Annotated in this window: 14 protein-coding genes; 12 read left to right on the plus strand and 2 right to left on the minus strand. The window is 32.2% G+C overall.

The window, feature by feature from the left end:
- From ABZA65_RS04860 to rd, 8 genes are all read left to right on the plus strand, one after another.
- A partial coding sequence (locus ABZA65_RS04860) for a c-type cytochrome (protein ID WP_373071191.1) occupies positions 1-480 on the plus strand: 480 nt, incomplete at its 5' end.
- A gap of 13 nt (positions 481-493) precedes the next feature.
- Positions 494-703, plus strand: coding sequence for a DUF4006 family protein (locus ABZA65_RS04865; protein ID WP_373071193.1), 210 nt, complete (start codon positions 494-496; stop codon positions 701-703).
- A gap of 107 nt (positions 704-810) precedes the next feature.
- Positions 811-1,497: a 3-dehydroquinate dehydratase gene (locus ABZA65_RS04870; protein ID WP_373071195.1), complete on the plus strand. Its 687-nt coding sequence runs from the start codon at positions 811-813 to the stop codon at positions 1,495-1,497.
- A complete protein-coding gene (locus tag ABZA65_RS04875) occupies positions 1,490-2,002 on the plus strand; it encodes a FixH family protein (RefSeq protein WP_373071197.1) in 513 nt (170 codons plus the stop codon). The genes ABZA65_RS04870 and ABZA65_RS04875 overlap by 8 nt, the downstream gene beginning before the upstream one ends.
- 17 nt (positions 2,003-2,019) lie before the next feature.
- The gene (locus ABZA65_RS04880) at positions 2,020-4,371 is read left to right on the plus strand and encodes a PD-(D/E)XK nuclease family protein (protein WP_373071199.1); all 2,352 of its coding nucleotides are present in this window, start codon (positions 2,020-2,022) and stop codon (positions 4,369-4,371) included.
- A 2-nt stretch (positions 4,372-4,373) separates the two neighbouring features.
- On the plus strand, positions 4,374-5,609 hold the full coding sequence (locus tag ABZA65_RS04885) for a P-loop NTPase fold protein (protein ID WP_373071201.1): 1,236 nt from the start codon (positions 4,374-4,376) through the stop codon (positions 5,607-5,609).
- Entirely contained in the window at positions 5,602-8,325 is a 2,724-nt protein-coding gene (locus tag ABZA65_RS04890) for a RecB-like helicase (RefSeq protein ID WP_373071203.1), read from the plus strand. The genes ABZA65_RS04885 and ABZA65_RS04890 overlap by 8 nt, the downstream gene beginning before the upstream one ends.
- Before the next feature lie 65 nt (positions 8,326-8,390).
- The gene (rd, locus tag ABZA65_RS04895; RefSeq protein ID WP_373071205.1) at positions 8,391-8,564 is read left to right on the plus strand and encodes a rubredoxin; all 174 of its coding nucleotides are present in this window, start codon (positions 8,391-8,393) and stop codon (positions 8,562-8,564) included.
- Positions 8,565-8,582: 18 nt separating this feature from the next.
- Here rd and ABZA65_RS04900 read toward each other — a convergent pair whose 3' ends face one another.
- A complete protein-coding gene (locus tag ABZA65_RS04900) occupies positions 8,583-9,980 on the minus strand; it encodes a GGDEF domain-containing protein (protein WP_373071207.1) in 1,398 nt (465 codons plus the stop codon).
- Between the two features lie 132 nt (positions 9,981-10,112).
- A complete protein-coding gene (locus tag ABZA65_RS04905; protein WP_373071209.1) occupies positions 10,113-10,742 on the minus strand; it encodes a cytochrome c family protein in 630 nt (209 codons plus the stop codon).
- Between the two features lie 281 nt (positions 10,743-11,023).
- Here ABZA65_RS04905 and rplM point away from each other — a divergent pair, with 281 nt between their 5' ends.
- The 4 genes from rplM (at position 11,024) to ABZA65_RS04925 (ending at position 14,839) form a co-directional block, all read left to right on the plus strand.
- Positions 11,024-11,446 carry a 50S ribosomal protein L13 gene (gene rplM, locus ABZA65_RS04910; RefSeq protein ID WP_152308221.1) on the plus strand — a complete coding sequence of 141 codons (423 nt, stop codon included), beginning with the start codon at positions 11,024-11,026 and terminating at the stop codon, positions 11,444-11,446.
- Positions 11,447-11,456: 10 nt separating this feature from the next.
- Positions 11,457-11,849 (plus strand): 30S ribosomal protein S9, encoded by a 393-nt coding sequence (gene rpsI, locus ABZA65_RS04915; RefSeq protein ID WP_373071211.1) that lies wholly within the window; start codon positions 11,457-11,459, stop codon positions 11,847-11,849.
- Between the two features lie 114 nt (positions 11,850-11,963).
- Positions 11,964-13,337, plus strand: coding sequence for a DUF945 family protein (locus ABZA65_RS04920; RefSeq protein WP_373071213.1), 1,374 nt, complete (start codon positions 11,964-11,966; stop codon positions 13,335-13,337).
- Positions 13,338-13,339: 2 nt separating this feature from the next.
- Positions 13,340-14,839: a peptide-binding protein gene (locus tag ABZA65_RS04925; RefSeq protein WP_373071215.1), complete on the plus strand. Its 1,500-nt coding sequence runs from the start codon at positions 13,340-13,342 to the stop codon at positions 14,837-14,839.
- Positions 14,840-14,909 lie beyond the last annotated feature (70 nt).

A 14,909-nucleotide genomic window follows, 5' to 3' on the forward strand; every position in this document is an offset into this window, starting at 1 on the left:
GTATTCTTAGCAGAGTGTAAAGTTTGTCACGGTCTTACTGCTGATGGTATTGATGGTAAAGCAGCTAACTTAAACAAAAGAATTGATGAAGTTGCTGTTAAACATGCTGTAATGAATGGTTCTAACAACATGTTATTAGGTATGGAAATGCCAATGCCAGATCGTAACGGTCTTTTCAATGCTAGTACTGGAAATCTAATTTCTGATGCTGAAATTGATACTGTTGCAGCTTACGTAGCTAACGGTTTCACTGGTGCTGGTGCTGATATCTTTGCTGGTACATGTGCTTCATGTCACGGTGCTGATGGTAATGGTATGGATATGGTAGCTCCAAGTTTAAAAGCGTTTGATACTAAACTTGTTACTAACGTACTTAACCACGGTAAAAAAGGTGCTATCGGTGCTATGCCTGCATTTAACAACTTAAATGCTAAACAAAAAGAAGCTGTAGCTGCATATATTAGCAGTTTAGCTAAGTAAGAAGGAGTCAGGTATGAATGAAAATAGAAGCGTATTTGCTCTTGATGGTATTACAGGTATGTTAGTAGCTACTGTACTTTTACTTTCTATCCTTGCTGGTTTAACAGTATGGGGTTTAGGTGTACAAAATGCTAACATGACAAAGTTCTATGAAATTAAAGACGCAGAACAAATTCAGATGATCAGTACTGAGAGTGCTAAGCATCGTGTTGTTGTAAACTAAGGAGTATATGATGGATAAATTAATTACAATTGCTTTAGTAATTTCGGCTATCGTTACTGCTTGGGCAGTTCTAACGCCTAATCACTTATATGTAGGTTAGGTTTTTCTTGAACGTTTTACAAAGAGGGCTTTATGCCCTCATCCTCACATTATATTTTCAAAACACATTAGTTGCTGAGTATTTATATAAAGATGAAGTTATCTTCAATCCTAAGTTTAACGAATCGGTTGAAGAATTAGGTTCAGAATTATATGAAAAAACTGGTATATCATTAAGACTTTTAATGTTAAAAGAGTTACCTGAAGGTATGAAAATAGCAGAGTATGAAAAAGAGGTTATGAAAAATTTCTCTACTCCGACAATACTTTTAACATTTTCAGAGATGGATGCAAAAGTGGATATATTAGCTTATCCTACATCTTTATACGAATACTTTGATAAAAAACAGATACTTAGTCCGATATCATCACCTATACAGGCTTTTGTAATCGCCTTATTAAGTATGGATTTTTCTGACATGAGCAGTGGGGGGACTATTCTTCCTCTTTTAGCAGAAAAATCTAAAAAAGGTGAAGTTTTAGGAAAGTATAGCGGTGCAATGTTTAATGGTTATGCAGATATAGCTGAACAAGTGGCAGATTCAAAAGGAATTGAACTTGAACATGCTATTGGAAGCGCAAACCAGATCGCTATATTAGTAATTAAGACACTATTCTATGGTATTATCCTTATTGTAATTTTTATATATATAAAAAGAAAAATATATTCAAAATGGCAGGATAAAAATGAGTAAATTATTTGCTAGCGGTAGAATATGGCCTTATGCTATAGGTATATCTATTGTCTTTATTTTTGGTGCTTGTGTAGCTACGATTGTTGTAGCTTCAAAATTGCCTGTATCAAAAGCTGATACTTATATGATGGACTATCATCAAGCTGACGCTAATGCTAATGAACTTATTAATGCTCAAATAGCATTTGATAAAAAATATAAGATAGAATATGTAACTGATGGTTTAAGTCAAGAAAATACTATTATTAAGTATAAAGTAACTGATCTTGATGGAAATGCAGTTGAAAATGCTGAGTTAAAAGTTGTTGTAACTAGACCGAATGTGCATGACTACAATCAAGAGTTATCAAGCTACAAGTTTGAAAATGGAGTTTATACATTTAATCCTATTAAGCTGGAACTACCTGGAAGATGGGATGTGATGGCTAAAATAAATGTAGGAAAGCTTCAAAGATACTTTAACGTTAAAGCAGATACAAGAAAAAAAGAATATAAAATTTATTAAATAAAAAAAGGTAAAACATGAACAACTCTACAATTGTTTTACCTACTTCAAGATCAATTAGAGAACATCGTCTAAAAATTGACAATCAAACGCTTTTCCTTCCATCTTTTATTACTATGGGTGAGTTTATTTCTAAACTGACTATAGTTAAAGGGTTTAAACCTGTTGATGATGACACACGAGTAATACTGCTTCTAAAAGCAGCAGAGTTTAAATCTTTTGAAAACCTGCAGATAGATAGAAACTTTTTTACGTTTACAAAAAACAGCAGCTATATATTTAAATTTTTTGAAGAGTTAAGTGCGGAAAAATTTGAAATAGATAAATTAGCGTCTAGTGATGTGTATGCAGAGTTTGAAGAGCATATAGAGATTTTAACACAGCTATATAAACGCTATGAAAAGCTATGTTTGGAAGAAAAAATACTTGATAAAATATTTTTACCAAAGATATATAAATTTAATGAAAACTATGCAAAGTCTTTAAAAAATGTAGAGATAAAAATAGATGGACATCTTACAAATTTTGAATTTGAACTCTTAGAGGGAGCGAAAGAGTTTTGTAATATAGATATTATTTTTACCACAACTAACTTTAATACAAAAATGCAAAAAAAGTTTGATGAGCTTGGAATTGAACTAGAGGTTGGATATGAGTATAAAATATCTTTGAATAACAAGAATATAATCTCGAAAAATAAAATTGATTCAAACAAAAATATAAGTTGTAACTCTTTTAGCGAGACAGCACTTCAAGTTGCGTTTGTCAAGAAAAAAGTATATGAGTTGATTCACAAAGGTTACGCGGCAGACAAAATAGCAGTTGTAGTACCTGATGAGAAGTTTGCAACGATGCTTAAGAGCTTTGATAATATGAGAAATTTTAACTTTGCTATGGGTCATGCTCTTAATGAAACTTTGTTTTACAAAAAAATTGAAGCAACAGTTGATTATATAGATCAGGACTCAAAAGAGAATCTAGCTAGAATAAAAAGAGTCGGTGAAGAATTATATAGTGATCTTAGAGATATATTTTATAAAAAAGCGGTAGAAGTTGAATTGTTACAATACCTTCATTCACTAAAGGAGTATATTGAAGATGATGAAGTTCTAAAAATATACGAAGATGAGTTATATAATTTTGATAGAGTTATAACCGTTATGAGTGATATGACTGTAAAGTCTGTTCTTTCTGTTTTTATGCAAAGATTAGCTGCTAGAAGCATAGATGACGTCTTAGGTGGTAAGATAACCGTAATGGGTGTTTTAGAGAGTAGAAGTATAGAGCTTGATGGTGTCATAATAGTTGATTTTGACGATTCAAACGTTCCTAAAAAAAGTGAAAAAGATATGTTCTTAAATACTCAGATAAGAGAGATGGCTAATCTTCCTACATCACTAGATAGACAAAATCTTCAAAAACATTACTACGAGATGCTTATAAACAACTCAAAAGAGGTAGCTATATCTTATGTAGCTTCTGCTGAGAGTTCTGCTTCTAGGTTTTTAAAACAGTTAAGGATCAAAGAAGACGAGAGTTATGATGAAAAGCAACTCTCTAATATACTTTTTGATAAAGCAAAAACAAAATATGTAAAAGATGAAAAAGATATAGTGGCTAAATATGATTTTAGAAGTTCACCTCTTTCTGCATCTAAGTTAAAAACGTACCTGACTTGTAAAAGAAAGTTTTATTATAAGTATATAGAACATTTAACACGCCACGATATTCCGACAGATATGATAGAACAGTACGAACTTGGAAATATTGTCCATACAGCTTTATATGACATATATACTAAAAAGAGTAGCTACTCAAGTGCAGATGAATTGCAAAAAGATTTAGAAAAAGCACTTGATGAGAAAATAGATAAAAATAGCGAGATAGAACGATATTTTATAGCTCTTCAAAAATCTAAAATGAAAGAGTTCTCACTCTTAGAGATCGATAGGTTTAACGAAGGCTGGGAAGTACAAGATTGTGAAGTGAGCATGAGTTGTGAGTTTGCAGGACTGCAGCTGATCGGTCAGATTGACAGACTTGATGCTAGAAAAAATGAACTCTCTGTCATAGACTACAAAACAGGAAACTATCCTACATACAATAAAAACAATTTTACTGAAGCTACAGACTTTCAACTGGAATTTTATTATCTTCTTGTTAAAGACAAAGCAGAGATAATAAACTGTGCTTATTACGATTTAAATGAGAACAAGTTAGTAAAAGAGCCTTTTTTAGAAGAGAAGCTTGCAGTTCTAGAGTCAAACATAAAAGATATGTTAGCTCGTGAAGAGATAAACTTTGAAAAATGTGAAGATGAGAAAAACTGTCTGTTCTGTGACTATAAGATCATCTGTGGTAGGGATTAAACATGGCTAATCAACACGATATAAAAAACTATTTATTAGACAAAGAAGATGCATACTTTAAACAAGATAACCGTAATGGTGAGATTCTTATGCTTAGTGGTGTATGGGGAAGCGGTAAAACTTACTTTTGGAAAGAAGAGTTAGAAAACGAGCTTATTAAAACTTTGAAAGATAATAAAAGTTATGTATATATAAGTCTTTATGGACATGATTCATTAGAAGAACTTCAAAATGAGATTCAGCAGGTTTCATATCATTTTTCAAAAGAGAATAGAAAAGATGTAATAAGTTTTACATATAATGTCTTTACAAAAGTCGCTAGTTTTATTCCAAAAGTGTCTTTTAATGCATTTGGTATAGGAGTTGAAGTTGAAGCTGATAGAACAGTACAGCAACTAGAAGAAGAAAATATAAAACAGCAGATTAAACAGGGTGTAGGTAGATTAGAAGACGGTGGAATAATATGTTTTGATGATTTTGAAAGAAAGTCTTCCAAGATAGACTTAAATGATTTGTTTGGTTTTATTACAAATCTAACTGAGACCTTTAAAACTAAAACAGTGATTATCACAAACCAAGAGTTCTTTAAAGACAATGACAATGAAGTGTTTTCTAGAATAAAAGAAAAAAGCGTAAATAAATTTCTTCTTTTAGATCCCACTGTAGATGAGTTGTTTGAGACAATATATACTGAAAAATATTCTGATTTAGATGAATATAAAGAGAAAATACTTGAAGCCATTAAAATAACAGAAGAAAAAAATGCAAGAATCTTTATTCAAGTTCTTGATAATTGTTTAGAGTATAAGGAACTAATAGAAGATAAACAAGACATGTTTTTATTAGTAATAGTGACTATATTATTTGTAAAATATAATATTATATTTGAGATGGAAAACTATAATAAAGGATTTGGTGAAGCATATTTGCCAAGAATTGTAAAACATGCATCTGAAAATATAGTTTATCATATGTGGAGAATGAAAAGAGTACAAAGTTTATTTGCAGAATCAAAACACCAATTTGTTAATATTCTGATAAAAGAAGTGGAATCTAATTCAAAAGATGCTCAAAGAGAAAGCGTCAAAAAAGATATTATTTTTATAGAAGAAAACCAAAATAAATTTTATCAAGTCTATAAATATGCATTTATAAAAAATTATTTCTACGATTGTAACCAAAGAACATTAGAAAAAATGAATAATTTTGTTGAAAGTGGAATCTTACCAAATGAGTAAATTTATAAACAACCTAGCATACGAAGCAAGCGCGGGAAGCGGTAAGACATTTATGCTTGTTGTGCGCTATCTTTCCTTACTTTTTCAAGGTGCTTCAGCTTCAAAGATCCTAGCACTTACATTTACAAATAAAGCTGCAGCAGAGATGCAGGAGCGTGTAGTGTTAACTCTTGAAGAGCTTGAAAAACGTGGTGAACTAGATGTTATAGCAGAGGTTACAGGTTATTCAAAAGAACACCTGTTAAGTGAGCGTAGTAAGATTTTAGCCGAGTTTTTAAACTCAAACACTAAGATCATGACAATCGATGCTTTTTTTACTCAGATCCTTCGTAAGTTTTCACTATATGCATCACTTATGCCAGACTTCTCAACTATGAGTTCTCAGCACGAACTTAAACTACTCTCACGCTTTTTAAAAGAGGTAGAGGTAGCTGGCAAAAAAGAGACACTTATAACACTTTCTTTACAGTCAAAAAAAAGACTAAATGATATTTTCTTGCTACTTGATCAGTTTTACACAAAACGCCAAGAGCTATCGCACATCAGTTTTAAAAAACAACCATTAGAGGAGCATGAAGCAAAAGCACTTGAAGCATTTAAAAAGATGCAGGAGATCGTAAACTCATGTGAAGTTGCATCTCAAACGGCACTAAACGGTGTATCGGGTGAGAGTTTTGAAGATGTGATCGCAAAGAGCTGGATTGGTCGTGAGACTATGGAGTATAGAACATTTGCTAAGTGTTTTACTCCTGATATGGACAGATGTCTTACAGATATACAAGATGCTATAAAAGAGCATAGTAAGGCTCGTGAGCAAAACTTTTTCTATGCGCTAAATGAACTAGTAGATATATACGAGAAGAGTAAAAAAGCACTCTATATGGATGATAGTGAACTTAGTTTTAACGACGTGACTGTTCTTGTGCATTACCTGTTAAAAGAGCGTGTAGACAGTGAGTTTTTATATTTTCGTTTAGATTCACAGATCGAGCATATGCTTTTGGATGAGTTTCAAGACACATCGATCATGCAGTATGAGATCTTAAAACCTCTGATCAATGAGATCACATCAGGTAAAGGTGTATTTGAAAACGGAAGTTTCTTTTTTGTAGGTGATGTTAAGCAGTCGATCTACCGTTTCCGCGGAGGTGTTAGTGCACTTTTTGGTGAAGTCGCGCGTGAGAATTCAACTCAAACAGAGCCTCTTTTAACAAACTATCGCTCGCAAAAGCAGGTTATAGAATTTGTAAACCGTGTGTTTGAACATAAGATAAAAGATTACAAAGCTCAACTGGTGCGTAGTGAAGCTAATGGTGGTTATGTTGAAGTTATTCAAAATGACGGTGTTTTAGAAGAGGTGTTAAAGCAGGTTAAAAACCTTCTAAGTCTTGGTGCCAAAGCAGATGATATAGCTATACTTTGTGCGACAAATGGTGATGGTGAAGAGGTAAAACTACACTTAGAACATGAAGGCATAGAGGTTGTAACCGAAACAACCACAAAGCTTATAAACCAAAGAAGTGTAAAAGCAGTACTAGAGTACTTGAAATATCTTTATTTTAACGAAGATATTTACAGATACAACTTCTTTTCTTTGATCGACAGAGAAGTTGAAACGCTAGATAGAGTCGATCTAAATAAAAACACTCTTTTAAATATTGTAAAAAACGTTATAAAAAAATACTCTCTTTTTGATGCAGATGCAAACTTGCTTCGTTTCTTGTCGACGGTTGATAGAACTAAAGATATTGAGGCACTTCTTTTTGAGTATGAGCGTATAGATACATCTGCTGCTGCAAGTGAGTTAATCGGTGTTAGAGTTCTAACGGTTCATAAGTCAAAAGGTCTTGAGTATGAACATGTAATAGTGATGGACAGACTGAAAAAAGCACCGCCGAATAAAGATGCGATCATATATGAATATGATGGTATTAAACTGCAGAATATTTATCTTCGTATAAAAGGCAGGGATGATCTTGACAACAACTATGCACTTGCACTTAAAAAAGAGAAACAGCTTGTTATGGAAGACTCGCTCAATGCTCTTTATGTTGCATTTACAAGGGCTAGAGAAAATCTGTTTATAGTAAAAAAGTCAAAAGATTCTACATTTGATATACTGGATCTCTCAGTTTCAAAACACGGTGTTTTAAAAGTTCAAAAAGCACAGCAGGAGATCAAGAAAGACAGCCTGCAAGAGTTAAAATATGAAGAGGAGTATTATGGTCCTCAAAGTGATATAGTTAAGATAGAAGATGATGAGTTAGAGGCTGATATAAAAGCTCAAAACTTTGGAACGGCTCTTCACTTCATGTTGGAGATGATTAGTGAGTTTTCTACTGAGTATATCTCCGATGCTAAAGATATGATGATAAATAAGTTCGGTCATACTTTGGAAGATGACGAGATAGAAGATATAACTAATCGCGTAAGTTTAATGCTAGAAAATAAAGAGTTTTTAGAGCTATGTGATGGAGAGTGTTTTAAAGAGCAGTCTTTAAGGTTCAATAATAATTTAAAATATATAGATCTATTGGTAAAACATAAAGATGGTTCATATAAGATTATCGACTATAAAAGTTCTACAAAATATAGTGACCATCACGTAGGACAGGTAGAAGAGTATATAGAAGCAGTTGAAGAGATTACAGGCAAAACGGCTCAAGGACATCTGTGTTACTTATTAAAAAATGAAGTTAAAATTGTTAAGTTATAAGTAATTTTAAACGTTTATAATATGTATATAAATTTAGAAACATTTCCATTATAAAAGGAGATATTATGTCTAAGAAATATATATGTGAATTATGTGATTGGATATACGATCCTGAAGTAGGTGATCCTGATGGTGGTATAGAACCTGGGACTCCATTTGAAAAGATTCCTGATGATTGGACTTGCCCTGAGTGTGGAGCAACAAAAGATGACTTTATAGAGTACAAAGAGGATACTTAAAATAGATAGTTAATGTATCTAAATCTTCTTATTGTAAACTTCAACTCTATTGCGTCCATTGGCCTTGGCACTATACAGTGCTTCGTCAGCCTCAGCAAAAATCATTGAATAATTAAGATGTTCTGGACTCATATTACTAATACCAATACTAGTTGTAACTTCAATAGTAAAAGACTCAAATAACACAGGTTCTTTAGCAATTGATTTTAATATTGTATCTGCTATTTCAGTAGCTGTTTTTATATCAGTTTCAGGCAGTATCACAACAATCTCTTCACCACCATAACGAGCGACAAAATCTGTTTCACGTTGACACCCTTTAATTCTAGAACTCATTTGTCTGAGTACTTCATCACCGGCCATATGACCATATGTATCATTTATATGTTTAAAATGATCCAGGTCAATCATCATTATTGAGATATCGTGGTTATAGCGTTTTGCACGTTTAAATTCTGTATCAAGACTCTCTTCTAAATATCGTCTATTCCATAAACCAGTTAATTCATCTGTTTTACTTAGTAGTTCTATCTCTTTTGTACGAATACTTACCAACTCTTCAAGACGCTCTCTTTCTTTGCGAGACTGCTCAATTGCAGTGTAGTAAATTAATCTAGAAGTAAAAAGTGCAAATAAAAGAGCGATTATACTTGTAATTAAAGCTGTTGTAAGCAATTGTTTCTCATGGTGAGCGTAATTTGTGGCATCTGTTAAAAGCATAAGTTTCGTTAAATAATTATCGTCAAATAGGTGAGAATTAACGACAGTAAGGTATGTTAACTCTCCATCTATCATGTTCATACCTGGTTTTGGAGAATCTTCATCAGTTAATTTTTTTCCGATTAAATACTTACTACTACTAATAAATATTTTGTCTTCATTATTAACAATTGAGATTTGTTTTATATCTTTTGCTGTATCAATATATGCGTGTAAAAAGTCATTTATATCTGTTTTATTTAGTATTGTAATAGAGTTTGTAATAGAACCGTTGATTGCTTTTAACAGATTTAATATATCTGTTTGTCTATGTAGTATAGCGGCATTGTTGATTAAGCTTTTAGTTAAGTCGTATTCAGACATATCTACAGCAAGATCAATAATACCTATAAGTTTATTATTACTATATATAGGATAGTAAATTGACATTACATCAACATAGTCTCTAACTTCAAAAAAGAAACTACTAATTCTGCGTTCACCTTGTAGTGTTTCTATAAAACTTTTACTAGTTAATACTGTACCTATCTCCTCTTTAAACATAGAGTTTCTTATAATACCATCTGCTTCCAAATATCTAAACTCAAAGATATCTAGTCCAAAGGATACATCATCAACTAGTTTTTGAAGGTTCATAGTAGATTTAACATCATGAAAACGCTCTATTGCTGAAGAGACAGAACTAACAATATTCAAAGAATTACTTTGTACCTGCTTGAGCAAAAGCTTCTTTTGTGTAGTATAGTTGTAGTATGATAGATAAGATATACACAACACAAGAGATATTAATATAAGGGGTATAGTATATTTTTTATAAGTCTGCACTAATTACCTTTTATTTGGATTGGCTTTCTTGTAACGGTTATATGCTTTGTCTAAGTCATGATAAGACTTATCCCATCTCTTTGTATGGCAGCTTGAGCACATTTTTTTTAGTTTATCTGGACTGTCTTGTCCAGCGAGAAATCCACCACCGACAAATACTTTATTCTTATTTCTAAGAGCATCTTTTGCTAGTGTAATGTGAATATTACCAGGACCATGGCACCCCTCACACTGTACATTAGCCAGACGAGGTGTTTGTTGCATATTTACAAAACCCGTTTCAATACCATGCCCAGTAGAGTGGCAAGTCAAACAACGTGAGTTGTCCTCATGACCTGTTGATTCCAAGCTTTTCATTGCAAAGTCATGTGGATCATTTTTACGGCCTAGAAAAAACTTTCTGTGACATAAACGACATTTTGTATTTCCAACATAACGATATTTTCCTGATTTAATAGCCGTGCTATATTCTTCTTCTCCTAGAGCATTTTTAAGCGGAATTGTAAGAGTTGGCGATGCAAGCTCATCAAGAACACGTTGGTTATCACCAGCTACTAAAACTGTTACTAAAAACAGTGATATAAAAGTCAATACTTTAAATAAAATATTTAGACCACGTAAGCTTTTAACCATAAACTCTCTCTTTTATTAAATATTATATGTGCAGATATTATTATAATTTTATTGCAGATACTATATATGATTTATTATAGCATAAATATAAAATTTTTTAATTATTAGTTATTAGTTTTTATGTCAGTAACAAGATAAAAAGGTACAATTTGTGAATAAATTCAAAACCTTAAAAAAAACATAAATTCAGTTGATTTTAATTAAAATAACCTTAATTTAAGTGGTTTATAAGTTTATATGACTATACTTCCACCACTAAATAAAAACGAAAGGTTCATTCAATGAAATTTACTAAAATTGCAACTGAAGAACAAATCGATAGAAAATGGATTCTAATCGATGCAGAAGGTAAAACTTTTGGTCGTATGATTACTGAAGTAGCTACTGCTCTTCGTGGTAAAAATAAGGCATGTTTTACTCCAAATATTGACTGTGGTGACTACGTAGTTATCATCAACGCTTCTAAGGCTAAATTTAACGGTCTTGGTAAAATCAACAATAAAGAGTATTTTTCACACTCAGGTTACTTCGGTTCAACTAAAAGTGTTAAAATGACTGAGCTTTTAGAGAAAAACCCAGAGAAACTATACAAATTAGCTACTCGCGGTATGCTTCCTAAAACTAAGCTTGGTGCTAAAATGCTTAAAAAATTAAAAGTATATGCAGGTGCTGAACACCCTCACACTGCACAAATAGCTAAGTAAGGATAGATAGATGGCAAATAAAACATATGCAACAGGACGTCGTAAAGCGTCAATCGCAAAAGTATGGTTAACTCCAGGATCTGGTAACATCACTATCAACGGTCTTTCAATTGACGCTTGGTTAGGTGGACTAGAAGCTAAAAAACTTCGTGTTAAACAACCACTTGTTTTAACTAAACAAGATACTTCAGTTGATATCGTAGCTACTACTTTAGGTGGTGGTTTTGGTGGTCAAGCTGATGCACTACGTCACGGTATTTCTCGTGCACTAGTTAAATTCAATCCAGAATTAAAAGCTATCCTTAAACCTGAAGGTATGATGACTCGTGATTCACGTGTTGTTGAGCGTAAGAAACCAGGTAAGCGTAAAGCTCGTCGTTCTCGCCAATTCAGTAAACGTTAATCGTTGCTGCTTCATTTTATCAGTGCCTTTGGCATTGGTAAAAGCTTTCTTTTTAAAAATCAAAAATTAATCTTATTTATATATAATACTCCCTAACAAAACTAAGGGAAAAATATGAAAAAATTACTCGTTATTGTTTTAATAATTATTGCTACTATAGCTGCATTACCATTTTTAGGAAACCAGATTATTGAATCTGAACTAAAAAGCAATATTGAATTTTTAACTTCAAATGGAATAGAAGTAAATGACAAAGGTAGTAAATCATCATATTTTAAAACTTCAAAACATTATGAACTTACAATAAAAAATGCAGACAAGTTTTCAAAATATTTAGCAAAATTTTCAGATTCTCAAATCCCTCCGTATGTGACAGAGATGCTGGAAGGAACTAAGCTAGCAACAGATTTAAAGTATTGCAACATGCCTATAAACAGTGAAGTTAATATTGAAGTTTATCCTCTTGCACTCTCAACTAGCCTGATGGATGAGATGAAAAAAAACAATGCAAAATTTGCTTCATATGTAAAAAACTTCTTACAAAAAGGCGGACTTAAATACAATATAAATTTAGATGTAAGAACAAAAGAGTTTGAGGGATATATCTATGATATTGATGAGACATATACAACGAGTGAAGGTCTGGAATTAAAAACTGCTCTTAAAGGTGTGACGTTCTCTGGAAAAGGAAATGTCTTCATGCCTGAATCTATCGATATGAATATGGATATGTTATCGATAGACTTGAATGACAAGATTGAAAATGTAAAGATTGTACTTAAAAACATATCTACTAAATCAACATTTGAGTCTCGTACAAATTATATGAGTGATTTAAAATTTAAGAATATAGTTGTTAAAACTACAGGCGGGGTCAAAGGCAATTTTGATCTATCTTTAGACGATTTGATTGTAAACTCTGCTTCAAATTCTAAAGGGCAAAAGATAGAGATATTACTCAAAACAAAGGTTGGAAGTTTAGACATTAGCTCTACGCAAAACAAAGTTGTGTTAAATAAACTTGCTTACGATATGGCAATTAAAGATATTGACAAAGATGCCTTTGAAAAACTTTTAGACTCTTTCAATAAAGCAAGAGGTAATAACTCTGTAGAGATACAACTAGAGATAAAAAAAGATATGGAAAAACTAGTTGAGAGAGGAGTAACTATTGAGTTACCGGAGTTTTCTCTAAAGAGTGTTTCATATGACAATGTAAAAGATTTAAAAGGTTTTAATTCAAATATAAATTTTGTTTTACCTCCAAATGTTTTGACACCTAAATTAATAAATCCTATACAGGCATTAGATAAGATCAAGCTTGATATTTTTCTAAAAATATCAAAAGAACTTTTTACAAATATAAGTAGTTCAACACCTATGGTTGCAATAACTAAAGGTTACGCAAAAGATTCAGGTGAAGATTTGGTATATGATCTTAAACTTGAGAATGGTTCATTAACTGTAAACGGGGAGGTTATTAGATAGTTTTGAAAACATTAGTATTAACCATTTTACTTAGCACATTTGCATTTGCATCAACACTTCATCTTGCTACAAGTGCGAACCCTTCAAGACTAAATCCAATTTTAGCAACGGATTCCAGTTCGTCTGATATAGCCGGACACATATTTAACGGACTTGTTAAGTATGACAAAGACTCTCGTACGATAATAGGTGATCTTGCTAAGAAGTTTTATTTTGAAGATAACAAAACTTTGGTTTTTGAACTGCGGGAAGATGTAAAGTGGCAAGACGGTGCAGAGTTCACAAGCAAAGATGTTCTATTTACATATCAGGTACTTACATCAAACAAGATATCTTCACCATATAGTGCAGGCTTTAGATTTGTTAAGGCAGTTAATACTGTAGGAAAATATAAAATAAGAGTTTTATACAAGCAGGCTTATTTTAAAGCAGTTGAGACTTGGATGATGGGAATTATTCCAGAGCATATTCTAAAAGATGAAGAAAATCTTATGAATTCAAAGTTTAACACAAATCCGATCGGAACAGGTCCATATAAACTTCACCAGCTAGAGCACTCAAAAAATATAATTCTTAGGGCTAATGATGATTATTTTGAAGGGCGTCCAAAGATAGATGAGATCTCTTACCATGTTATAGCAGATCCAATGACGAGATTTTTAATGCTGAAATCCGGGCAGTTAGATGTTGGCGGAGTTGAGCCTATGCAGTTTGAACGTCAATTAACACCTGAGTTTTTTGATATGTTTGATATTTATGAGAAGATGTCACTATCATATACGTACCTTGGATTAAATCTTAGACGTGATAAGTTTAAAGACCAGCATGTTAGAGAAGCACTATCTTTGGCAATAGACAGAGATGAGATTGTAAAAATTTTATTTTTTAAGCATGCAGAAGTTTGTAAAGGGCCTTTTCATCCAAGCTCAATCGCATTTAATGAGAATGTGAAAAAACCAAAAAGAGATCTGCAAAAAGCTAAAGAACTATTGCGTGAAGCAGGATATGATGAGTCAAATCCATTTACGTTTGAAATAACTACCTCAAACTCATCTCCCGTAAGACCGTATGCAGCGCAAATATTGCAACACCAGTTAAAAAAAGCAGGTGTTGTCGTAAACCTGCGTGTTATGGAGTGGCAGGCATTTTTAAATATGGTTGTATTTCCTCATAAGTTTGATAGTGTACTTCTAGGATGGGGACTTTCACCTGCACCTGATCCTTATATGTTTTGGCATAGTGACAATGATGTGCGAGGTGGATTTAATCTGATAGGTTACCATAATAAAAAAATGGATAAGATGATAGAAGAATCACAAAGTATAGTCGATAAAAAGATATTGTCAAAAATGTGGAAAGATATGTTTAAAATAATAGTTGATGATAACCCTTATCTGTTCTTGTACATACCTAATTCAATAACTGTAATAAATAAAAAAATAAAAAATGTAGAAAATTCACCAAGTGGAATTTGGCATAACTACATTAAGTGGGAGAAATGATTTTTTTATATATCTGATAAATTTAACAATCTATACATAATATTTGTTATTTTAAATTATGTATAAGTTA

This window comes from Sulfurimonas sp., from assembly GCF_041583195.1.
Lineage (GTDB): Bacteria > Campylobacterota > Campylobacteria > Campylobacterales > Sulfurimonadaceae > Sulfurimonas.

Bases quoted from the DNA above. Each gene is read 5' to 3' on its own strand.
- rpsI (WP_373071211.1), top strand. From the start codon at position 11,457: ATGGCAAATAAAACATATGCAACAGGACGTCGTAAAGCGTCAATCGCA.
- ABZA65_RS04880 (WP_373071199.1), top strand. From the start codon at position 2,020: ATGAACAACTCTACAATTGTTTTACCTACTTCAAGATCAATTAGAGAA.
- rplM (WP_152308221.1), top strand. From the start codon at position 11,024: ATGAAATTTACTAAAATTGCAACTGAAGAACAAATCGATAGAAAATGG.
- ABZA65_RS04920 (WP_373071213.1), top strand. From the start codon at position 11,964: ATGAAAAAATTACTCGTTATTGTTTTAATAATTATTGCTACTATAGCT.
- ABZA65_RS04865 (WP_373071193.1), top strand. From the start codon at position 494: ATGAATGAAAATAGAAGCGTATTTGCTCTTGATGGTATTACAGGTATG.
- ABZA65_RS04890 (WP_373071203.1), top strand. From the start codon at position 5,602: ATGAGTAAATTTATAAACAACCTAGCATACGAAGCAAGCGCGGGAAGC.
- ABZA65_RS04885 (WP_373071201.1), top strand. From the start codon at position 4,374: ATGGCTAATCAACACGATATAAAAAACTATTTATTAGACAAAGAAGAT.
- ABZA65_RS04905 (WP_373071209.1), bottom strand. From the start codon at position 10,742: ATGGTTAAAAGCTTACGTGGTCTAAATATTTTATTTAAAGTATTGACT.
- ABZA65_RS04875 (WP_373071197.1), top strand. From the start codon at position 1,490: ATGAGTAAATTATTTGCTAGCGGTAGAATATGGCCTTATGCTATAGGT.
- rd (WP_373071205.1), top strand. From the start codon at position 8,391: ATGTCTAAGAAATATATATGTGAATTATGTGATTGGATATACGATCCT.